The following is a 22135-nucleotide window of genomic DNA, read 5'->3' as shown; positions in this document are numbered from 1 at the left end:
GCATACCCAGCCCCCGGCCCTGACCGGGGGCTTCTTGCAACTAAACAATTCCATAATGAGATAGAAAATCAGAAAAATACAAATATTATAAACAACAATACATACATTAGAATAATAAAAAACTACGAATCCAGTTTAGAAAATAACTAAACTATAGTATTTGACGGATATTTCAAATATAGATAAATATACGATCCCAACACAAACAAACTTCTGGGGTCACGTGCGGTCTATTGCATTAAAAATATCAATTCCGCTCATTGTTATTGTTGCAACAATAGCTCTCTGGGCAGGAAGCCTTACTCTATTGGATATTCCAAGCATTCTGCTGCCTTCGCCTGCTATGGCTTTCAGTGCGGCAGTAGAGCTTGTATGTGACGGCGTATTGTTTGAGCATATTGTTGTCAGCATCAAAAGACTGACATCTGGTTATATACTTGCTGTAGCTCTTTCATTACCTGCCGCTTTTATGCTGTCACAGTCTGTATGGGCCAAGCGTATTCTTAATCCTACCCTTGAATTTTTGCGGCAAATCCCCCCTCTTGCCATGATGCCTTTGCTGATACTGTGGCTTGGCATTGGAGAGGCGCAGAAGGTTGGAATTATCATACTGGCATGTTTCTTCCCGATATTTCTTGGGGCACTGGGAGGGATTGCTCAATGTGACCCCAAGCTCAAGGAAGTCGGGCGCATATCAGGATTAAATAATCCGCAGATACTCTGGCGGATTGTTTTGCCCTCAGCCCTTCCGGCAATTGTCATTGGATTACGCATTGCACTTGGCCAGGGTTGGCGAGCTTTAGTTGGCGCCGAGCTGGTCGCCTCTGCGGCAGGCCTCGGATATATGATCGTGGATGCCGAAAATCTTGCGAGAACCGATATTATTGTCGTCGGAATTATTGTTATTGGCATCCTTGGCCTGACCAGCGACTGGGTTGCAAGATGGCTTATTGTCCGTTTTGCCCCATGGGTAAAGATTGATGAGGGGCCAGCCAATGCTTGAATGTAAGAGCCTTGGAAAAATCTATCATGTTGATGGCAATGATGTGCATGCGCTTTCGGATATCAATATCACATTACCAACAGGCAGTTTCACTGTTCTCGTTGGCCCATCAGGCTGTGGCAAGACAACCCTGCTAAGAGCCTTTGCGGGATTAATTGAACCAACAACCGGCAGCATTCATCGAGATATTCCACCATGCAGTGTCATCAGCCCATCTCTCCAAATTGGATATGTTTTTCAGGAGCCTCGCCTGATGCCTTGGTTGACTGTCAGCCAGAACATCGGCTTTGGCCTTAAAAACAAAACCTCAAAGCAAGATCTAAACCGACGAGTTGCGGATGTTCTGTCTATGATGGGGCTTGAGAGGTTTGCGCAAGCCCGTCCTGATCAGTTATCCGGGGGGATGGCAAGCCGTGTGGGTCTGGCCAGAGCCTTGGTAGGAAACCCAGATCTTCTTTTACTGGATGAACCCTTCGCTGCCCTTGACGCCATGACCCGCCGACGTTTGCAAGGCGAGCTGACAACAATCTGGATGGCACGCAAACCAACTGTTGTATTTGTCACCCATGACGTAGAAGAAGCCGTCCTTCTAGGTGATGTCGTGTATCGGATGCATGCCGGCCTTATTACCGAACGCTACGATATCAACATACCCCGCCCACGAGATCCAACAACAGAAAAAATTACAGCCATGCGCAGACTTATCCTGCAGGGCTTTGAGAACGAAGAGCAGCCCTCCTTGATCAATAAATAGGAAAGTAAAAAATGAAAAAGCTATCTACTATTCTGGTAGCGTTGACAGCAATCATTGCGTCAACCATGCCTTTATCAGCAGCCGAAAAGCTCAATAAAATTGGCATTACATATGTCTCCTCACCCTTTAATGTTCCATCCATCGTCATGCGCGCCAAAGGCTTCCTTGATGATGAGTTCAAAGCTTTGAACATCAAAGTGGAATCTCCAGAAATTACATCTGGTGCCAAACAGATTCAGGCACTTGCAGCAGGTGAAATTCAGATTGCCAGTGTCCTTGGAGGAGCTTCTGCAATCCTCGGTAGTGCAAATGGTGTCGATGTTAAGATTATTGCTGTCTATAGCCGCAGCCCAAAAGCCTTTTTCATTATGACGGGTAAAGACGGTTCTACAGATATAAAATCCCTAAAAGGCAAATCCGTTGCGGGCCCCAAAGGTACAACTCTGCATCAGCTCTTAGCCTCTGCCCTTGCAAAAAATGGTATGAAGCTCTCTGATATTAATCACGTCAATATGGATTTACCAGCTGCACGTGCTGCCCTACTTGCAGGCAAGGTTGATGCCGCAACGCTCGCGGGCAACAATGCCCTTGCAGTTGAAGAAGCCGGTGGAAAAATTCTGGTTAGTGGTGAGGATTATATCCAGCCGACAACCGTCATCGCAGTTCGTGGCGACCTGATCAAGAACCACCCAGAAGTTGTCAAAGCTTATCTCTCAGCCCACAAAAAGGCTCTCACTTTCATGAAAGAGCATTCTGACGAGGCTCTGAAGCTGGCTGCGGATGAACAGAAGATCTCTTTCGCAGATGCCAAGCGCATGCTGGAATGGTATGACTTTTCCATCCGCATGAATGATGCAGATGTTGCAAATCTGGAAGCAGATCAAGATTTCATGCTTGAATCCGATATGCTGAAAAAGAAGATCGATATCCGTGCTCAGCTGATTGATCCATCAGCCTTCACAATTGAGTAAACAATCATGACAGTCCCTATTCAATTTATCACAGTACGTGATCAGGATGGCGTAATTGCCATAGGCCGCGATGATCTGGTTCGCTATACTGGCCCAGATCAGATCGTCGCTTCCGCGCTCTGTCTGCGGCTCTTTGCCCGAGCCTTCTCTGACCTGAGCCCTGAAGCTCCACCCCATCGCAATGATATCCGGGTGCTGGTTGCCTTTCCCGGTGACGGCATCCTTGATTGTGTTGAGATGATCACACGCGCCAGAACAAGAAACCGTCTGGTAATTGATACAGAAGCTGGCCCTCCTGAGGCACCACTCTCCGTTGCCGGACGTTTCTACTTTGAAATCGCAATCGGAAAAAAAGCCATGGGTTACTGGCTGGCAAAGGGTTTCTTCACCGATAGCTTCATTGAGCAGATCAAACGCCATCAGGATGGAACAGGGAGCACGCAGGAGCTTGCTGATTACCAGATAGCCAAACACGCTCTGATCGGTAGACTCCTTGGTGCACCGGATGAGCAGCTATTCCATGCAAGAGAGGTAACCATATGAGCAGTCAAGATAATATCACTGTTATTGATCATGGTGACGAAATCACAATCAACTTTGATGATTGTATGAAATACCATGGAAAAGACAGTATCGGTGGTCTGGCTCTTGGCTTCCGCCTGATGCAACTCGCGTTCTCTGAGCTAACATCAGGCAAGGCACCGGACCGGACCAGTATCTCTTTCCGTACTACCTTTGCCGGACCTGGTTTACGCGACAGTGTTGAACTAATTTCACGGGCATTCACACGTGGTGTTTATAAACTGGAGGAAGCTTCTGTAGCATCATCCAACGCACCTGAATCCCCTGCTGGCCCGCTTTGGTTTGAAGTAACAATTGATGGTAAGTCAGCCGCTTATGAAGTTATTCAGGCTGCCGTTAATCCTGAATTTGTTCGCCTTGGTAAATTGTCAAGAAGTGGTAAAATCACAGATGCTGAAAAGCCTTTGTGGACAGAGCAAAAACAAAAACTTGCTGCTGCGGTTCTAGCCGCACCACCCAGCACTTACCTCCGTCGCATTTAAAATCTCTGGATATGTATTCAACATAGAAGAGGGGCAAGCCCCTCTTTTTTTTAATTACGCCAGATGATTTCCTGAAAAACGATTAATCCCTCTTTTCATTCAAAATATAATGTTATAATGTTACATTATGAACCATTCACATGATCACCACGCAACGCCCCACCACCATCATGGGAGCCCAACCTCACTCATAGCCGCAGAGGCTACGTTCTCATTATTGAGGGTATCAGTTGCATCACGAATGGCTTTCTCACTCGGAATATCAGCCATCTTATGGTTCACAGTAGCAACCTTACTTGGGTGGTTTTAATGCCAGAAAGACAATCAGCAATCCGCTGCCAGGATTTGACGCTGGGCTACAATCGTCACCCAGCCGTTCATCACCTTTCCGGCAACTTTGCCCATGGCAGCCTCACAGCTATCGTCGGCCCGAATGGTGCCGGGAAATCAACCCTTCTTAAAGGCATTAGCGGAAGCCTGAAGCCCATTGGCGGCCATATTGAACTCGCCTCTCATAAGCGGCACAACATCGCTTATCTGCCTCAGGCAGCGGATATTGACCGCTCATTCCCGATAACGGTCTATGATCTTGTATCCATGGGACTATGGAACACAATTGGTTTCTTTCGGGGGATATCTGCCAGCGGCAAGAATAAAATTGCAGACGCGCTTCATGCTGTCGGCCTGACCGGGTTTGAAAACAGAACAATCGGTACCCTGTCAGGGGGGCAGATGCAGCGCTGCCTGTTTGCACGCCTGATATTACAAGATGCCCCCATCATTTTGCTTGATGAGCCTTTCAATGCAATTGACGCCAAGACTGCGCATGACCTGATGCATATCATTCATCACTGGCACCATGAGAAGCGTACAATCGTTGCTGTCTTGCATGATACCGAGCTTGTTAAACGTGCATTCCCTGAAACGCTGCTCATCGCACGTGAGCCTATCGCCTGGGGAGAGACCAGCGCAGTACTCTGCTCTGAGAACATGGAACGCTCCCGCTCCATGACAGAAGCGTATGACCCGCATGCCCATGACTGTGAGAGAGCAGCCTGATGTTCGATCTGTTGATCTCACCATTCGTTGAATTTGATTTCATGCGCAGGGCCCTGTTTGGCAGTTTCTGTATCGCACTGGGAGCGGGCCCTGTTGGTGTCTTTCTCATGTTGCGACGGATGAGCCTCACGGGAGATGCCATGTCCCATGCCATTCTTCCGGGAGCTGCCATTGGCTATCTGATTGCCGGTTTCTCTCTTCCCGCCATGAGTATTGGTGGTGTTATTGCGGGTATGATTGTTGCGGTTCTGTCCGGCCTTGTTTCCCGTTCAACCCATCTGAAAGAAGATGCCTCACTTGCCGCATTTTATCTGATCTCACTGGCGCTTGGTGTGGTTATCATCTCGCTGCGCGGCTCAGGTGTTGATCTCCTGCATGTTCTGTTTGGCTCTATCCTGGCTCTTGATGATCCCAGCCTCCTGCTGCTGACAGCCGTTGCCAGTGGTACCATTATCATTATCGCCTTGATTTACCGGCCTCTGGTTCTTGATTCTGTTGACCCGGTTTTCTTACGGTCCGTCAGTCGGTCCGGGCCGATTGTCCATCTCATATTCCTGAGCCTCGTCGTTCTTAATCTTGTCGGCGGTTTTCAGGCACTGGGTACTCTTCTGGTCGTCGGTATTATGATGCTGTCTGCGACAGCTGCACGCTTCTGGAGCAATGACATCACAAAGATGATTATCATTGCCATCATCATCGGTGCGCTAGCCGGATATGGCGGACTGCTGCTCTCATTTCATGCAGAACTGATTTCACCTGATGCACGTCAACTGCCTGCCGGCCCTGCCATCGTTTTAATTGCGGGGTTCATCTATATTCTGTCTGTTATTGGCGGCACGAATGGCAGCCTCATTCAGAAATTGCGCCCACGTAAACATCTGTCAGCATAAAGACCTGATGAAAGGAACACCCATGTTCTGGATCAGAAAACATATTTTAATCCCTTTAGTCAGCCTCCTGCTGGTTGCTCCCCTACTGACAACCGCAAACGCACAACAGAATGCTCCGAAGAAAATCGTCGCAACCTTTTCCATCCTTGGTGATATCGTACAGAATATTGCCGGAGACAGGGGCCAGGTATCGGTTCTGGTTCAGCCGGGCGGAGATGCGCATGTCTACTCGCCAAGTGCGACAGATGTCCGGACGATTAAGGAAGCAGATATTATTTTCGAAAACGGTCTGTCTTTCGAAGGCTGGATCAAACGTCTGATCTCATCATCTGGCACAAGTGCAAAAGTCATCACAGCAAGTAAAGGGATTACTCCCCTCGATATTCATCCGCACAGCCATGACGGGCACGATCATGCATCTGACCACAATCATCATGATGATACAGACCCTCATGCATGGCAGGATGTTGCAAATGTAAAAATCTATGTTGCAAATATCCGTGATGCGCTGATTGAGCTCGATCCGGAGGGCAAAGAAACCTATACCCAAAATGCTGATCATTATCTGGAAAAATTAGATCAGGTTGATCAGGAAATCCGCACGGTCATTTCAGCCCTTCCCATTGATCATCGCAAAGTCATCACACCCCATGATGCGTTCGGTTATTTTGCGAATGCCTATGGCATAACATTCATTGGTGTTCAGGGGATTTCTTCTGCATCTGAAGCATCTGCCAAAGATGTTGCCAAGATTATCCGTCGTATCAAAACCGAAAAGATTCCGGCTGTGTTTATTGAAACACTCTCCAATCCAAGACTCATTAAACAGATATCCCAGGAGACTGGAGCCAAGATTGGTGACCCTATTTTCTCTGATAGTCTGTCACCAAAAGATGGCCCGGCCCCTACGTACTTGAAGATGATGGAGTACAACATCAAAGCTCTTCAGAAGGCCCTTGCCAAATAGATTTTAATCACAGCCTCTTGAATAACCGGATTTCCATAACGACATTTAACGTCTAGAAATCTTATCCAAGTTTACATCTGCTATGCTGCGTTCTGCAGCTTTATGGAAACATCATGTCCGAGAAAATTCCTGTCACAGTACTCACCGGTTATCTGGGTGCTGGTAAAACCACCCTCCTCAATCGTATTCTCACCGAGAACCACGGAAAACGCTATGCGGTGATCGTCAATGAGTTTGGCGAAATCGGTATTGATAACGATCTGGTGGTCGGGGCAGAAGAAGAAGTCTTCGAGATGAATAACGGGTGCATCTGCTGCACCGTACGGGGCGACCTGATCCGCATCCTTGATGGACTGATGAAGCGCAAAGGCAAGTTCGATGCCATCATTGTCGAAACAACGGGACTTGCAGACCCTGCCCCTGTTGCCCAGACATTCTTCATGGATCAGGATGTTTCAGATACGGCCCGTCTTGATGCCGTCGTTACAGTTGCAGATGCCAAATGGCTTGCCGAACGCCTGAAAGATGCACCAGAAGCTAAAAACCAGATTGCTTTTGCGGATGTCATCCTGCTCAACAAAATTGACCTCGTCAGTGATGAAGAGTTGCAGAATGTTGAGCGTATGATCCGTGCTATCAACCCCTATGCCAAGCTGCATCGTACGAAGAATTGCGATATTGCTCTGAGTGAGGTTCTTGATCGTAATGCTTTCGACCTTGATCGCATTATGGAAATCGAACCTGACTTCCTCGAAGATGGTCATCACCATCATCATGATGACGATATTCAGTCGATCTCCGTTTCCTATGATGGTGAGGTCAATCCTGAAAAATTCATGCCATGGATTTCTCAGATCACTCAGGAACAGGGACCTAACATTCTTCGTTGTAAGGGCATTCTGGCTTTCCCGAATGAACCAAAGCGCTTCGTGTTTCAGGGTGTCCACATGATCCTTGATGGCGATGTCCAGCAGGATTGGAAGCCGGGAGAAAAGCGCGTTTCACGGGTTGTCTTCATTGGTCGCGATCTGGATGCAGAAGCAATTCGACTGGACTTTCTGGCAACAGTCGCCGAATAGTGCAGCCAACAGCCTATTGCAACGGAAAGATCAATGTCGTCCAACTCACTGCGGGATAACGTCAAACCTATCACTACCTCTGCCCATGTGGTAACCGCCTGCTGGTTGCAGGATAAGGCCGCCCTGGCACTTGCAGATGGCACCATCGTGCTGAGTAATGGCATTGAAGATGCCCATACCCTTGAAGCGCATCCCGATGGTGCTGTCCTTGTCGGGCATTCTGATGGATCGCGTCTGCTGACCGGTGGTGATGACGGGCGTATCGTTTCATGTGATACCTCAGGAAACATCAAGGAAGTTGCCCTCAAGCAAGGGCGGTGGATTGATGCAGTCGCTGCAAAAGCAGATGGCAGCTTTGCCTATAGCTCTGGCAAAGATGTCTTTGCGAATGACGGCAAAGGTAAAGAGAAAACGCTCTCTGTCCCCTCCTCTGCCCGCGGCTTGGCCTTTGCTCCCAAAGGACACCGTCTGGCAATCAGCCACTATAACGGTGTAACTCTATGGTTCCCGAACATTGAAGGAACGCCTGATATCCTTGAATGGAAGGGCTCACACCTTGATGTTGTCTGGTCTCCTGATGGCCGCTTTGTTGTAACCTCCATGCAGGAAAGTGCTCTGCACGGGTGGCGGCTGCAAGACAAAAACCATATGCGGATGACCGGTTATCCTTCTAAGACCCGTTCATTCTCATGGTCTAGTGATGGCAAATGGCTGGCAACCAGTGGTGCCGATGCTGCGATTGTCTGGCCCTTTGACAGCAAAGACGGCCCGATGGGTAAGCAGCCACGAGAATGCGGTGTCCGCCCGGCACGGGTCTCCTGTGTCAGCTTCCACCCGCGCGCACTGGTTCTGGCAGTGGGCTATGAAGACGGCTGCATCCTGCTTGTTCGCTTTACAGATGCCAGTGAACTGCTTGTTCGTGCAGAAACCAAAGGGAGTGCTGTCACTGCCCTTGCATGGGATAAACTGGGCATGAAACTTGTCTATGGCTGCGAAGATGGGCAAGCCGGTATCCTGACCCTTCCGAGCTGATGGCAAATGGCAGCCCTCTCCTCAATTTTTGGACGCTTCAGAGCCGCAAAGCCGGACCGTGAAACAATCCAGAAAATTAAACAGTGGGCAATGCTGCATCCAAAATGCACACCAGAGACCAGCCTTGCCGTCAATGAAATTGACTGTAATGATCCTGCCTGCCCCGGAGTGGAAACAATCATTCTGATTATGGCAAAAGGCAAAAAAACTCAGGCCTGCAAAATTCCAAAAGCAATGATAGATGTGCAGGCAGAAGATGTCGCTTCCGCGCTCGCTGAGGTCGAGATATAAGAAACGCGCCAGATCACTGACGCGTTTCTTATATTAATGAACGAGAATATTCCTGAACTGCCAGGGATCAGACGTATCAATATCTTCAGGGAAATACCCGGGTCGCCCTTCAAGCGGTGTCCAGTCTGTATAATAACCTTTGACTGATCCAAGATAGGGGCTCTGTACCTCAAGGCAGCGCTGGAAATCTAACTCATCAGCTTCGACAATCCCGCAATTCGGGTTTTCAAGCGCCCAGACCATTCCAGCAAGCACAGCAGATGAAACCTGCAAGCCTGTTGCATTCTGGAGGGGCGCCAGACGTCGTGCTTCCTCAATAGATAAATTAGATCCATACCAATAGGCATTCTTACCATGCCCATAAAGCAGAACACCCAGTTCATCTGCTCCATCAAGAATTTCATCTTCATTCAGAAGATGATGTTTCTCCTGCGGCTGCGCACTCTGACCAAACATCTCATGCAGCGAGAGAACAGCATCATCACAGGGGTGATAAGCGTAGTGACAGGTCGGACGGTAAACCACCTTATCGCCTTCTCTAACCGTAAAATAATCCGAGATTGAAATGGCTTCGTTATGCGTAATCAGAAACCCGTAATGAGCACCCGTGCTCGGTGTCCATGTCCGCACACGGGTATTGGCGCCCGGCTGCATCAGATAGATGGCAGCACCATTACCCTTGTCGTGCTGACCAGCATTATCCGGCAACCACTTTTCGTGCGTGCCCCATCCCAGTTCAGCAGGCTGCACACCCTCTGCAATGAACCCTTCAACAGACCAGGTATTCACAAAAACCTGTTCAGGCTTTGGCTGACGGGCACGCTGGGTATCGCGTTCAGCAACATGTATTCCCTTAATGCCAACACGTTGCATCAAAGCGGCCCATTCAGAGCGTTTCTGCGGTATGTCAAATGTAATGCCACTATCCCGCGCAATATTGAGAAGGGCCTGCTTCACAAACCATGACACCATTCCCGGGTTTGCACCACAACATGACACAGCTGTCATCCCACCCGGTGAGCGGCGCCTTGCTTCGAGAATAATCTCGCGCAAAACATAGTTCGTCCGATCGGCAGCACCTGCATCTTTATCGTAGTAAAAACCTTCCCAGGGCTCGGCAACTGTATCTATGTAAAGGGCGCCCAGCTGACGACAAAGTGTCATGATATCGCGGGAAGACGTATCGACAGAAAGGTTGATACAGAAACCCTTCCCCCCTCCGGCGGTTAACATCGGGGTCAAAATATCGCGATAATTTTCAGGAGTTAACTTGACCTGTTCGTAGCGGATACCTCGCTCATCTAACAGATAGCGATTATCATCCTTGGGATCGATAACGACCATACGGGTCTTGTCGAATTCAAAGTGACGTTCAAGTAACGGCAACGTGCCTCTTCCGATCGAACCAAAACCGATCAAAACGACCGGTCCTTCAATACGACCGTAGACGGGCCAAGCATCCATTCATTTTCTCCTGATATTTACTACACGCATCAAAGATGCGAACGCACCATAGTGCCTCCTGTGGTAATCACGGAGCCGCAAAACATACGGCCCCGCAATCAATGATATTTACTCAGATGACGTAACTTTTAAGCGGCGGAAAACCATTAAAAGCAACCGCCGAATAAGTTGTTGTATAGGCCCCTGTACCTTCGATCAGAACCTTATCACCTATTTCAAGTGAAACAGGCAGGAAATATGGCTCTTTCTCATAAAGTACATCGGCTGAATCACATGTGGGACCAGCAAGGATACAAGGTATTTTACGGTCACTGTCATGCTTGGTATGGATCGGGTAACGGATCGCCTCATCCATAGTCTCGGCAAGTCCGCCAAACTTGCCGATATCCAGATAAACCCAGCGGATATCATCCTCATCAGCTGACTTCCTGGAAATCAGCACAACTTCACTTTCAATGATACCGGCATTTCCAACCATACCGCGGCCCGGTTCAATGATTGTCTCTGGAATGTGATTTCCAAAGTGCTTTGACAGAGCCTCGAAAATTGCATTGCCATAGGCTTCAACAGCAGGAATGCTTTTCAGATACTTGGCAGGAAAACCACCACCAAGATTGACCATGGAAAGAGCAATACCACGCTCGGCACATGCCTTAAAAACTTGAGATGCAGACGCAAGTGCACCATCCCACGAGCCTGTATTACGCTGCTGCGAGCCAACATGGAATGAAATACCATATGCCCTGAGACCAAGGCGATGTGCATGTTCAAGGACATCAATCGCCATCTCTGGCACACAGCCAAACTTACGGGACAATGGCCATTCCGCTCCTGCCCCATCACACAGGATACGGCAAAAGACCTGAATGTCAGCAAGTGGAACACTCGCAGCCAGTCCGGCACGTTCGATCTTCTCGACTTCTACTTCACAGTCAACAGCAAACAAACGGACACCCAGCTCCAGTGCACGGAGAATATCGCGTTCTTTCTTGATGGTATTACCGAAGGAAATACGATCTGGTGTTGCACCGGCAGCCAGAGCCAACTCGATCTCAACAACAGAAGCTGTATCAAAGCATGAGCCAAGCTCAGCCAGAAGTGACAAGACTTCCGGTGCAGGATTAGCCTTCACAGCATAGAAGACCCGCGTATCCGGCAGAGAACGGGCAAACTTAATGTAGTTATCTTGAATGACTTCACGATCAACAACGAGGCATGGACCATCCTCGCGTCGGTTACGCAGAAACTCACGGATGCGCTCTGTCATGGCGCTCTCCCCACCAAAGGTTCAAACCGGCATAAAGCCGTAAATTGAAAATCAGACGGCAAGCCGCCCGGCGTCAACGAATACAGAAACAGGTTTCATCCCCGTGCGTTGGAGACACGGCGACTAAACCGGCCTATATCCGGCGATGCTGCCTTGGATTGGATGGGGAACTCCCGTCCGCACGCCTGGCAAAGATAAACAAGCCTCTTCGGTTGTCGGCATTTTGGAAGGCCGACAGAGACCAAAAAAGCCCGTTCGTCGTTACTTTAAGTCACGTCCCCCGTTTGAGAACGAGGTGCGCCGGTTTCGCCTCCGGCTGCCGGTTATGGTGTCGAACGTTTTCCATTCGGGAGGTTTTCCGGCCTCTTGTCCGGAAGTCCTCCAACCGGCACGCGACCACAGGCACGTGCGAAATTGGGCAATACGGCAAATAGGGTTGTTTACACGGGATATCAAGTGTTTTTTTAATTTCTTGAACTATTTTATCAGCAATCTTCAGCTTTTGTTCAGGGCTATATGGAAATATGTTCCCATAGTCCCAACACGAGATATATTTTTCTACCATGACATCTTCAAAACAGCTGGAAAATCAAGCATCTTTCCTGTCTCGCCGCTCAACCCTCAAAGGGTTGGCCGCATTGTCGGTCATAACGGCCGTTATTCCGGCAATTCCGGCACTGGCCCAGAAAGCTCCTCAAGGTAATGGCCCGGAACCTTTCCGCTTTGAAGATGTCCTGAAACGCGCCCGTGATGCAGCGAGTGCTCCTTTTGAAAGCAACCAGCCTGCATTACCAGAGCCCCTCAACCGGCTTGACTTTGACACCTACAGAAATATTCGTTTCCGTCCCGACAAGGCGCTTACAACAGGGGCAAACAGCCCGTTCCTGATGCAGATGTTCCATCTCGGATTCCTTTATCAGAGGCCGGTTACCGTCAATATTATTAAAGACGGCATCCCTGCTCCTGTTCCTTATCAGTCAAACCTGTTTGACCTCGGTGGGTTCAAGTTTGAGAAGCCACTTCCTGTCAATCTGGGGTTTGCCGGCTTCCGCCTGCACTATCCGCTCAATAAGCCCAATGTGAATGATGAGCTGATTGCATTTCTTGGCGCCAGCTACTTCCGTTTCCTTGGCCGTGACCAAAACTACGGCCTCTCCGCCCGTGGCATTGCCGTTAATATCGGTGAGAATGACCCTGAAGAGTTTCCAAGGTTTCGTGAATTCTGGGTTGAGCCGCAAAACAGCGATACAGCCTGCGTCACAATCTATGCAATGCTTGATGGGCCATCTCTGACGGGGGCCTATCGCTTCCGCGTTTATCCTGAAGATGAAACAACGATCGAAGTGACAGCAACCCTGTTCCCACGGAAAGAAATTACATCAATCGGTATTGCTCCGCTGTCTTCCATGTTTTTCCGTGGCGAGAATGATCGTCACGCTGCCGATGATTTCCGTCCGGAAGCCCATGATTCAGATGGCTTGTTGATGCAGTCTGGTAGTGGGGAATGGATATGGCGCCCACTTCGCAACCCGGACCGCAAGCGTGTATCATCATTCGTGGACAACAACCCACGTGGCTTTGGCCTGATGCAGCGTGATCGGGTCTTTGAAAACTATCAGGATCTGGAAGCTGCCTATCACAAACGTCCGGGATACTGGATTGAGCCAATTGGCCAGTGGGGTGAAGGTGCTGTTGAGCTGCTTGAATTACCGACAGACAATGAAACCCATGATAATACAGCCGCATACTGGCAGCCCAAGCAGCCATTGAAACCCGGTCAGGAAACGACGCTTTCCTATAAACTGACTGCTGTTTCCGCTTACAAGAAGCTGCATCCGGGGGGACGGGCCATCAATACATTCCAGACACCGGCAAGGGCCAGTGGTTCCAATGAACCGAGTGATCCGACAACAAGGCGCTTTATGATTGATTTTGCGGGTAAGGATCTCACCTATTACCTGTCTGATCCAAGCCTCGTCGAAATTGTGCCATCAACTTCAAACGGTAAGATTCTACGTACATTCATTGTACCGAATGAACATATCGGCGGCTTTAGGGCTGCTGTTGATGTCAAACTGGATATTGGCCAGTCAACAGACCTGCGTGTCTATCTGAAATCAGGCAACAGAACGCTGACTGAAACATGGACATATCCATGGGATGCCAGCTAACGCTATGCACCCAGTCGTCGCTCAAGGAATGAACTAACGACACGCAAAACGGCCTCAGGCCTTTCTCGATGAGGAAGGTGACCACACTCATGAAATATCTCCATTTCTCCCTGACAAAGAGGAGAACTGGAGATTTTCTCAGGATGGATGAGCGATCCATATTCGTCAAAATCACCGTGAATAGCGAATACCGGGCACCGGACCGCTGTAATGGCAGGCTCAAGCGTCCATGATGCAAATTCAGGTGAGAGCCAGCTCTTAACCCACGCATCAAGAACCCATCTGGCCTTTGTGCCATGGTATTTAGCCAAGCGCTCAACCTGCTCCGGTATTTCAAAAGCAAGCTGTGCATCTTTAATGCCTTCAACAGTCCGGTCTTCAACAAAGGCCTGCGCAGATTCCGTAATGACAGCAACGACACGATCAGGCATCGCGGCGGCGGCTGAAACTGCCATACCGCCACCAACACTATGTCCAAACAGGATTATCTGGCTAAGTTGAAGATGCTGGCGAAGAGCTGCAATCCCCTCAACAGTCTCCTTGCTGATAAAATCGAGATCAAGGTAATCCGAACGTGGATCAGAGTTACCAAAACCCAGCCGGTCATATGCAATAACGGTCCGTTTGGTTGCAGCCGACAATGCTGCCGGAAAGTCACGCCACAACTCTACGCTTCCGAGAGAGTCATGCAGTAGAATAATCGGCGCCCGTGTCTCCAGATTATCGGCATCTCCCCATATCCGGACAAAGAGCTTTCCCTTGTCTGTCTCAACAAAAGTGTCTTTTATCTTACCGGCAGCAGATATCGTGAAGGGCATATTTGTCTCGTCAAACTTGATAATTATTGGAAAAACGTTCCATTTCCGAGCAACCTATATCCAGAGAAACAATACGTCACGACGGCCTTTGGTCGCGTCCCGAAAAACAGGTTCTGTGTATACAGGCGGCATATTTATATTACGCCCGGGACAAGAACTTTACAGACAGCAACATAGCCATCTTTCGTATTTACCTATTCTATGAAACTATGTTTCAAATATTGAATACATTATTTACAGGGGGTGACTATGGATACCAAACGAAAACACCCGACTGAAAAAAGCCTAGGCCGTCTCATTATCCAGGCTGCCCGCCTTCATCGTAACCGCCTGAATAGCCGTCTGACAGATTACAATATGGTTGCCGGGCAAGAGCAGATCATGCAAATCCTGGCAACATCAGACAAGCCAATCAGCATCAGTGAATTGGCAGCATTACTTGGCGTAAAACCCCCAACTGTCTCAAAGACGGTTTCACGTTTATCCAATCTCAAACTGGTCAAACGACTTTCAACATCTCAAACAGATAACCGAGTTATCCATGTTGCTTTGACAAAAGAAGGTCAGAAGCAGATTGATTGGATCAATTCGCTCTGGGATAAAACAGAAGCAGAACTATCAGCAGGTTTTGATGAGAAGGATCAGCGTCGCTTACGAAAGCTCTTGCGCCGCATCATCCGTAATTTTTCGGAACCTGACACATCCAATGTGACTTCTTCTGACGAAGACTCTGCGACGTGATGCCCTGAAATCGCACGGCAGAATTGCAAAATAATACGTGATCAATCTGAGATAACTCGTATATCATGGCATAATCAAACGGTTATCCAATTATGCCAGCTATGGAGTTCTACCTTGTCAAAGATTGAGATATTACAAACCGGTGCCTTGATGCCGGAGCCTGACGCCAATCTTGAAAAAAACTTCATTATCCATCGTTTAGATAAAGCGACTGACAAACATGCCCTTGTGGCAGAAGTTGGTCCACGCATTCAGGGTATTGTCAGTGCCGTTGGTAAAAATCCGGTCACGGCAGATATCATGCGCCAATGCCCGCAGTTAAAAATCGTTTCAGGCTTTGGCGTCGGTTACGACAACATTGACACCGGCTATGCTGCTGAAAACGGGATTATCGTTACCAATACACCTGATGTTCTGAATGAAGAGGTTGCAGACACTGCACTTGCCCTTCTTCTTGCTACATTACGCCTGATTCCGCAGGCAGACAGGTTCGTCAGAGAGGGCAAGTGGCTGAAAGGCGGCTTCCCATTATCACCAACCTTGCGGGACAGAAAAGCGGGCATCGTCGGCCTTGGGCGCATTGGCAAGGCTATTGCCAAGCGACTTGAAGCGTTTGGTGTTTCCGTTGCCTATCACGGCCGCAGAAAACAGGATGATATATCCTATCCTTATTACGGTACTATTAAAGAGCTCGCAGCAGTAGTTGATACCCTGATCATTATTATCCCGGGTGGGAAAGAAACCTATCATGCGGTGAATGCTGACGTCCTGAAGGCTTTGGGTCCAGACGGTGTTCTGATCAATGTCGCACGCGGTACCGTTGTTGATGAGCAGGCTTTGATTACAGCTCTCAAAAACAAAACAATCCTTGCTGCTGGCCTTGATGTTTTCGAGAAAGAGCCACAAGTGCCGCAAGAACTGATTGACCTCGACAACACAGTATTGCTTCCCCATATCGGCTCAGCATCCGTACATACCCGTAATGCTATGGGGAATCTCGTTGTCAAAAATATCGAGGCTTTCTTCTCAGGCAAAGCCCCATTAACACCAGTACCTGAAACGCCCTGGAGCAAATAAAGCAATGGCATTGATGGTTATATGATACTTCCCTCCGAAGCATCACGCTATCCAGCCCGCTGTGACAGGTAGAACCCGCCTGTCTCTACATATAAAAAGAGCCGGGAAATTTCCCGGCTCTGATATGTGAATGAAGTCTCTTAAAAGCGTACAGAACGGGCCCGCTTAACTTGCGGGATGCTCTCGATCTCACGCAACAGCTCCTGCGTTACTTCTTGATCGACAGATGCCAGACAGATGGCATCACCGCCCTGCTTCTCACGACCGAGAGCAAAGGTTGCAAAGTTGACATTATTGTCACCCAGTAACGTTCCGAAGCGCCCAATGAAGCCCGGCTTATCGGCATTGCGCACATAGATCATGTTTGGTGTGAATTCCGCATCAACCGAGATGCTACGGATTTCCAGAACACGTGGCTTACCATCCTGGAAAACAGTACCACCAGCATCCCGGGACATATCCTCTGCTATAACAGTCACGTGGATAAAGCTGTCATAATCCTTCGTTCCCTTCTCACGGGTCAGCTCTTCAATCGTAATACCACGATCACGGGCGACAACTGGAGCAGACACCATGTTGACATCCTGAAGGAACGGCTTCAGGGCACCTGTTACAGCAGCAGATGTCAGCGCCCGGGTATTCATCTGGGCAACAGCCCCTTCATACTCAATGCGGATGCCCTTGATCGGTGCTTCCGTCAGCTGGCCCAGGAACGAGCCAAGGTTCTGAGCAAGAGCAACAAATGGCTTCAGACGCGGTGCTTCTTCAGCAGAGATTGATGGGAAGTTGACAGCATTGCTGATTGCACCCGACAGGAGGTAGTCAGACATCTGTTCAGCCACCTGAAGCGCAACATTTTCCTGAGCTTCACTTGTAGAGGCACCAAGATGCGGCGTGCAGATTACATTCGGCGTATTGAACAGCTCATTATCAGTCGCTGGTTCAACAGCAAACACGTCAAGGGCCGCACCTGCAACATGCCCATTCAGAAGAGCGGCACGCAATGCATTCTCATCAATCAGACCACCGCGGGCACAGTTAATAATACGAACACCCTTTTTCATCTTGGCAATAGCGTCGGCCGAAAGAACATTCCGTGTTTTATCTGTCAGCGGCGTATGCAGCGTGATGAAGTCAGCACGCTTAAGCAGGTCTTCAAGCTCAACCTTCTCAACACCAAGCTTAACAGCCCGCTCTGGTGACAGGAATGGATCGAAGGCAATAACTTTCATACGCAGACCAATCGCGCGGTCAGCGACAATAGAACCAATGTTTCCGCAACCAATAACACCCAGTGTCTTATTGGTAACCTCAACACCCATAAAGCGGTTCTTCTCCCATTTGCCAGCACGGGTTGAGGCATCAGCGGCAGGGATTTCACGCGCCAGCGACATCATCATGGAGATGGCATGTTCTGCTGTCGTAATCGAGTTACCAAATGGCGTGTTCATGACGATGATACCGCGCGCCGTTGCCGCTGGAATATCAACGTTATCGACACCGATACCGGCGCGACCAATAACCTTCAGGTTCTTGGCATTCTCAAGAATCTTCGGTGTGACCTTGGTGGCAGAGCGAATTGCCAGACCATCATAATTACCAATGATTTCGGCCAGCTTGTCTTTGTCCTTGCCAAGTTCAGGCTGAAAATCAACTTCAATGCCACGATCCTTGAAGATTTGGACAGCAGCAGGCGAAAGAGCATCAGAAATAAGTACACGGGGGGCCATAATAAACCTCACTCCATAAATTTCATGGGAAGCCTGCTTATGCAGACCATTGCAGGGGAGCACGCCACCTGAAACGGCAACAGCATGCATCCCTCTCGTCGTATTTGAAAAATCAGGCCAGCTTGGCTTTTTCTTGCTGGAAGGCCCAATCAAGCCATGGTGTCAGGGCATCAAGGTCAGACGCTTCAACCGTTGCACCACACCAGATACGCAACCCGGACGGCGCATCGCGATAGGCACCGATATCATAGGCAACGCCCTCTTTATCAAGCAGAGAGGCAATGCCTTTGGCAACCTGCGCAACCGCTTCCTCACCCTTAGCAACAACTTCAGCATCCTGAATTGAGAGACAGACACTGGTATTTGAAGCCGTTTTTGGATCTTTTGCCAGATTGGCAATCCAGGGCGTTTTGGCAACCCATTCGTTGATGACGGCAGCGTTGCGCTCGGATTTAGCAATAAGAGCTTCCAGACCACCGATTGATTTAGCCCACTCAAGAGCATCAATGTAGTCTTCGACAGTCAGCATCGAAGGTGTATTGATGGTCTCACCCTTGAAGATACCTTCAATAAGTTTTCCGCCTTTTGTCATACGGAAAATCTTCGGAAGTGGCCATGCTGGTATATAGTTTTCAAGACGTTCAACGGCACGTGGCGACAGGATCAGAACACCGTGGGCACCTTCACCGCCAAGAGCTTTCTGCCAGGAGAATGTCACAACATCAAGCTTAGAGAAATCAAGCTTCTGTGCGAATGCGGCAGAGGTTGCATCACAGATTGTCAGACCTTCACGGTCAGCAGCAATCCAGTCCGCATTTGGGACACGAACACCTGATGTCGTACCATTCCAGGCAAAAACCACATCATGGTTCTTGGTATTGACGGCTGTCAGATCCGGAAGCTCACCGTAAGCAGCTTTCTTGACAATGACATCATTGAGTTTCAGCTGTTTGACAACATCTGTAACCCAACCTTCACCGAAGCTCTCCCATGCAAGCATTTCGACTGGCTTAGGACCAAGCATTGTCCAGAGAGCCATTTCAACAGCACCAGTATCAGAACCGGGAACAATACCGATACGGTAGTCGGCGGGAACCTGCAGCACTTCGCGTGTCAGATCAATCGCAAGCGCAAGACGCGACTTACCGATCTTTGAGCGGTGCGAACGACCGAGTGATTCAGTTTTAAGATTAATCAGATTCCATCCAGGGCGCTTCGCGCACGGACCGGACGAGAAAAACGGCACAGCTGGCCGCTCTAAAGGCATATTCATCATTGTAACCATCCTTACAGATGGGCGCTCCTCGTTGGGGAGGAGTGTCCCGCGTACGGATATGAAGAAAGTACCTTCAAAGGTCAAGTAGAATTTTTACGGATTCTTATTTCAAAAATCACCACAACAACAATTACTAATCAAATACAATAACTTAGTCAGAAAATTCTTTTTGCATATTAGTAGACACTGGAAACTAAATCTTAGTTTCACACTTAAACATATGCATCATCAAATAATATCGGAATATTTATTTGGAATAATTTAGTTTAGAGAGTTCCAGAAAAATAATCTGGATATTGCTCCACTGCCAGACTGATGCCTGGCCGCAAATGCATCATGTGTTCCCGCATGGCGGCAGAAGCTGAAGCAGCATTCTTTTCAATGATTGCAGAAAGTATTTTCTTATGTTCAACTAGAACAATTTCCATATGACCTGGAACATTCAATGTTAACTGGCGAAAACGATCAACCTGCATTTTTGCATTCAGGATAATGCGCCAAATACCGGGGTATCCTGCAATACTTGCAAGAGCAGCGTGAAACTCCTCATCAGTCTTATGAAAACCTTTTTGATTGTGATTAATCACAAAGGCTTCTTGCTCTTTCAAAATACCTTCAATAGTTTCAATGCCTTCAGGCGTAATAATTTCACAAACACGCTCAACCACGGCGCATTCAAGTGCCTCACGCATGAACATTGCTTCTTCAAGCCCACCGAGAGGAATCTTCGATACGAAAGTACCAAAGCGAGGCCGTACCTCAATCAGCCCCTCTTCTGCAAGCTTCTGAACAGCTTCATGGACGGGTGTACGGCTTATACTGTGCTCAGAAGCAATATCTTGTTCGACAATGCGGCTTCCCGGAAGAATAGCCATGCCAACAATCTTCTGACGTAAATCCAGATAAACACGCTGGGCGGCACTGATTTTATATCGCACAGTTTTCTCCGTCCTCTTCCAGTCATTGCCATCTATCATGGCAATGACTGAATATCGTTCCTTCAATATTTTTATGAAGCAACTTTGGTAACGACCGCAACAATATCATCAACAACACTGTTGACCAGCGCCCTGTCTTCTCCCTCACCCATGACACGGATAAGCGGCTCGGTACCGGATGGTCGGATGACCAATCGACCATTGCGGCCAAGACGTTGTTCACCGGCTTCAATTGCGGCCTTAACATCCTTATTCTGCAATGGCTTCCCGCTGGAGTAGCGAACATTCTTGAGAATTTGCGGCATTGGTTCAAAGCAATGACAAACTTCACTCACCGGCAGATCGCGCTTTTTGACGACAGAAAGCAGCTGTAAGGCTGCCAGAAGGCCGTCCCCCGTTGTGGCATAGTCAGACAGAATAATATGGCCGGACTGCTCTCCACCCAGATTATAACCTTCCCTACGCATACATTCGAGAACGTATCGGTCACCAACGGCAGTACGTTCCATCTTCAGGCCCTGCCCTTCGAGAAAACGCTCTAATCCAAGATTGGACATAACTGTTGAAACGATACCCGGCTTTGAGAGCATGCCATCTTCTCGCAATGAGCTTGCAATCGCCGCCATAACCTGATCACCGTCGATCAGTTCACCTTTTTCATCGACAATCAGCACGCGATCAGCATCGCCATCAAGAGCAATACCGATATCTGCTCGTACTTCATGAACTTTGGCAACAAGCGCTGCTGGTGATGTGGAACCAACATCCCGGTTGATGTTAAAACCATCTGGCTTTACGCCGATAGAAATAACTTCAGCTCCCATTTCCCAAAGGGTTTCCGGAGCAACTTTATAGCCAGCACCATTGGCACAATCGAGGACAATACGCATTCCCTCGAGTTCAAGCTGCCGGGGAAGACTGCGCTTGGCAAACTCGATATAACGGGCATGTACACTATCAATACGTTTCGCACGTCCCAGTTCGGAAGGGCCCGCAAGCTTGGCAGTAATATCCTGATCCAGAAGCGCCTCAATCTGCATCTCAACTTCATCAGAGAGCTTATAACCATCCGGGCCAAACAGCTTAATGCCATTATCTTCAAAGCTGTTATGAGACGCAGAAATCATGACACCAAGGTCGCAACGCATTGAGCGCGTCAGCATCGCAACGGCAGGTGTTGGCATCGGTCCAAGCTGGAGCACATCAACTCCAACTGATGTAAAACCAGCAACAAGAGCGTTTTCAATCATATAACCGGAAAGGCGTGTATCCTTACCAATGATGACACGGTGGCGATAATCACCACGCTTGAATGCAAGGCCAGCGGCCTGTCCCACTTTCAACGCCAAGGTTGATGTGATTGTGCCATTCGCACGACCACGGATACCATCAGTGCCAAAGTATTTACGGCCCATGATTACGCACCTTATTTCACGAAAAATTATATAGGCAGAAAGCAGTACCAGCCCTGCCGGGTCAAGTAAGAAGGTATAAATTACCATCACACTTAATGTGAAAATATTACACCACTTATAAAAAGGCC

The 22135-nt window shown here is 48.7% G+C and carries 21 protein-coding genes; 14 read left to right on the top strand and 7 right to left on the bottom strand.

Going from position 1 to position 22135, the window contains the following annotated elements; translation table 11 throughout:
- The first annotated feature begins 223 nt into the window (after positions 1-223).
- The 11 genes from WJT86_RS08730 to WJT86_RS08680 all read left to right on the top strand — a co-directional run bounded on the left by WJT86_RS08730 (position 224) and on the right by WJT86_RS08680 (position 9110).
- Positions 224-1003: an ABC transporter permease gene (locus WJT86_RS08730; protein WP_346337181.1), complete on the top strand. Its 780-nt coding sequence runs from the start codon at positions 224-226 to the stop codon at positions 1001-1003.
- Positions 996-1757: an ABC transporter ATP-binding protein gene (locus WJT86_RS08725; RefSeq protein WP_346337180.1), complete on the top strand. Its 762-nt coding sequence runs from the start codon at positions 996-998 to the stop codon at positions 1755-1757. Before WJT86_RS08730 ends, WJT86_RS08725 begins: the two co-directional genes overlap by 8 nt.
- An 11-nt stretch (positions 1758-1768) precedes the next feature.
- Positions 1769-2728, top strand: coding sequence for an ABC transporter substrate-binding protein (locus WJT86_RS08720; RefSeq protein ID WP_346337179.1), 960 nt, complete (start codon positions 1769-1771; stop codon positions 2726-2728).
- A gap of 6 nt (positions 2729-2734) precedes the next feature.
- Positions 2735-3271 (top strand): hypothetical protein, encoded by a 537-nt coding sequence (locus WJT86_RS08715; protein WP_346337178.1) that lies wholly within the window; start codon positions 2735-2737, stop codon positions 3269-3271.
- On the top strand, positions 3268-3792 hold the full coding sequence (locus WJT86_RS08710) for a hypothetical protein (RefSeq protein ID WP_346337177.1): 525 nt from the start codon (positions 3268-3270) through the stop codon (positions 3790-3792). The genes WJT86_RS08715 and WJT86_RS08710 overlap by 4 nt, the downstream gene beginning before the upstream one ends.
- Before the next feature lie 309 nt (positions 3793-4101).
- Complete coding sequence (aztA, locus tag WJT86_RS08705; RefSeq protein ID WP_346337176.1) at positions 4102-4851, top strand: zinc ABC transporter ATP-binding protein AztA; 750 nt, start codon at positions 4102-4104, stop codon at positions 4849-4851.
- Positions 4851-5741 (top strand): metal ABC transporter permease, encoded by an 891-nt coding sequence (locus WJT86_RS08700; protein WP_346337175.1) that lies wholly within the window; start codon positions 4851-4853, stop codon positions 5739-5741. The genes aztA and WJT86_RS08700 overlap by 1 nt, the downstream gene beginning before the upstream one ends.
- Before the next feature lie 22 nt (positions 5742-5763).
- Entirely contained in the window at positions 5764-6708 is a 945-nt protein-coding gene (locus WJT86_RS08695) for a metal ABC transporter substrate-binding protein (protein WP_346337174.1), read from the top strand.
- A gap of 113 nt (positions 6709-6821) precedes the next feature.
- Positions 6822-7787 carry a CobW family GTP-binding protein gene (locus WJT86_RS08690; RefSeq protein ID WP_346337173.1) on the top strand — a complete coding sequence of 322 codons (966 nt, stop codon included), beginning with the start codon at positions 6822-6824 and terminating at the stop codon, positions 7785-7787.
- A gap of 33 nt (positions 7788-7820) precedes the next feature.
- Positions 7821-8819 (top strand): WD40 repeat domain-containing protein, encoded by a 999-nt coding sequence (locus tag WJT86_RS08685; protein ID WP_346337172.1) that lies wholly within the window; start codon positions 7821-7823, stop codon positions 8817-8819.
- Between the two features lie 6 nt (positions 8820-8825).
- Positions 8826-9110 carry a hypothetical protein gene (locus WJT86_RS08680; RefSeq protein WP_346337171.1) on the top strand — a complete coding sequence of 95 codons (285 nt, stop codon included), beginning with the start codon at positions 8826-8828 and terminating at the stop codon, positions 9108-9110.
- A 33-nt stretch (positions 9111-9143) separates the two neighbouring features.
- Here WJT86_RS08680 and WJT86_RS08675 read toward each other — a convergent pair whose 3' ends face one another.
- The gene (locus tag WJT86_RS08675; RefSeq protein WP_346337170.1) at positions 9144-10574 is read right to left on the bottom strand and encodes a homospermidine synthase; all 1431 of its coding nucleotides are present in this window, start codon (positions 10572-10574) and stop codon (positions 9144-9146) included.
- 112 nt (positions 10575-10686) lie between these two features.
- The gene (locus tag WJT86_RS08670) at positions 10687-11841 is read right to left on the bottom strand and encodes a type III PLP-dependent enzyme (protein WP_346337169.1); all 1155 of its coding nucleotides are present in this window, start codon (positions 11839-11841) and stop codon (positions 10687-10689) included.
- Between the two features lie 563 nt (positions 11842-12404).
- On the opposite strand from WJT86_RS08670, the gene WJT86_RS08665 reads away from it, so the two are divergent.
- On the top strand, positions 12405-14012 hold the full coding sequence (locus WJT86_RS08665) for a glucan biosynthesis protein (RefSeq protein ID WP_346337168.1): 1608 nt from the start codon (positions 12405-12407) through the stop codon (positions 14010-14012).
- Between the two features lie 2 nt (positions 14013-14014).
- Here the strand turns inward: WJT86_RS08665 and WJT86_RS08660 are convergent, their stop codons facing one another.
- A complete protein-coding gene (locus WJT86_RS08660) occupies positions 14015-14830 on the bottom strand; it encodes an alpha/beta fold hydrolase (RefSeq protein ID WP_346337167.1) in 816 nt (271 codons plus the stop codon).
- Between the two features lie 249 nt (positions 14831-15079).
- On the opposite strand from WJT86_RS08660, the gene WJT86_RS08655 reads away from it, so the two are divergent.
- Together WJT86_RS08655 and WJT86_RS08650 are read left to right on the top strand one after the other, a co-directional pair.
- The gene (locus tag WJT86_RS08655) at positions 15080-15571 is read left to right on the top strand and encodes a MarR family winged helix-turn-helix transcriptional regulator (RefSeq protein ID WP_346337166.1); all 492 of its coding nucleotides are present in this window, start codon (positions 15080-15082) and stop codon (positions 15569-15571) included.
- 114 nt (positions 15572-15685) lie between these two features.
- Positions 15686-16648 (top strand): 2-hydroxyacid dehydrogenase, encoded by a 963-nt coding sequence (locus WJT86_RS08650; RefSeq protein WP_407066936.1) that lies wholly within the window; start codon positions 15686-15688, stop codon positions 16646-16648.
- Between the two features lie 140 nt (positions 16649-16788).
- On the opposite strand, the gene serA is transcribed toward WJT86_RS08650, so the two are convergent.
- The 4 genes from serA to glmM form a co-directional block, all read right to left on the bottom strand.
- Positions 16789-18378, bottom strand: coding sequence for a phosphoglycerate dehydrogenase (gene serA, locus WJT86_RS08645; RefSeq protein WP_346337165.1), 1590 nt, complete (start codon positions 18376-18378; stop codon positions 16789-16791).
- Positions 18379-18490: 112 nt separating this feature from the next.
- Positions 18491-19663 (bottom strand): phosphoserine transaminase, encoded by a 1173-nt coding sequence (locus WJT86_RS08640; protein WP_407066935.1) that lies wholly within the window; start codon positions 19661-19663, stop codon positions 18491-18493.
- 257 nt (positions 19664-19920) lie between these two features.
- Positions 19921-20592 carry a GntR family transcriptional regulator gene (locus WJT86_RS08635; protein WP_346337163.1) on the bottom strand — a complete coding sequence of 224 codons (672 nt, stop codon included), beginning with the start codon at positions 20590-20592 and terminating at the stop codon, positions 19921-19923.
- Between the two features lie 71 nt (positions 20593-20663).
- Entirely contained in the window at positions 20664-22007 is a 1344-nt protein-coding gene (glmM, locus tag WJT86_RS08630; protein ID WP_346337162.1) for a phosphoglucosamine mutase, read from the bottom strand.
- Positions 22008-22135: the final 128 nt, after the last annotated feature.

Origin of the sequence: Hohaiivirga grylli (assembly GCF_039655745.1) — a bacterium.
Taxonomy (GTDB): Bacteria; Pseudomonadota; Alphaproteobacteria; order Rhizobiales; family Beijerinckiaceae; genus Hohaiivirga; species Hohaiivirga grylli.
The sequence above is the reverse complement of the archived record's forward strand: the minus strand, read 5'-3'. Positions and strand labels throughout refer to the sequence as shown.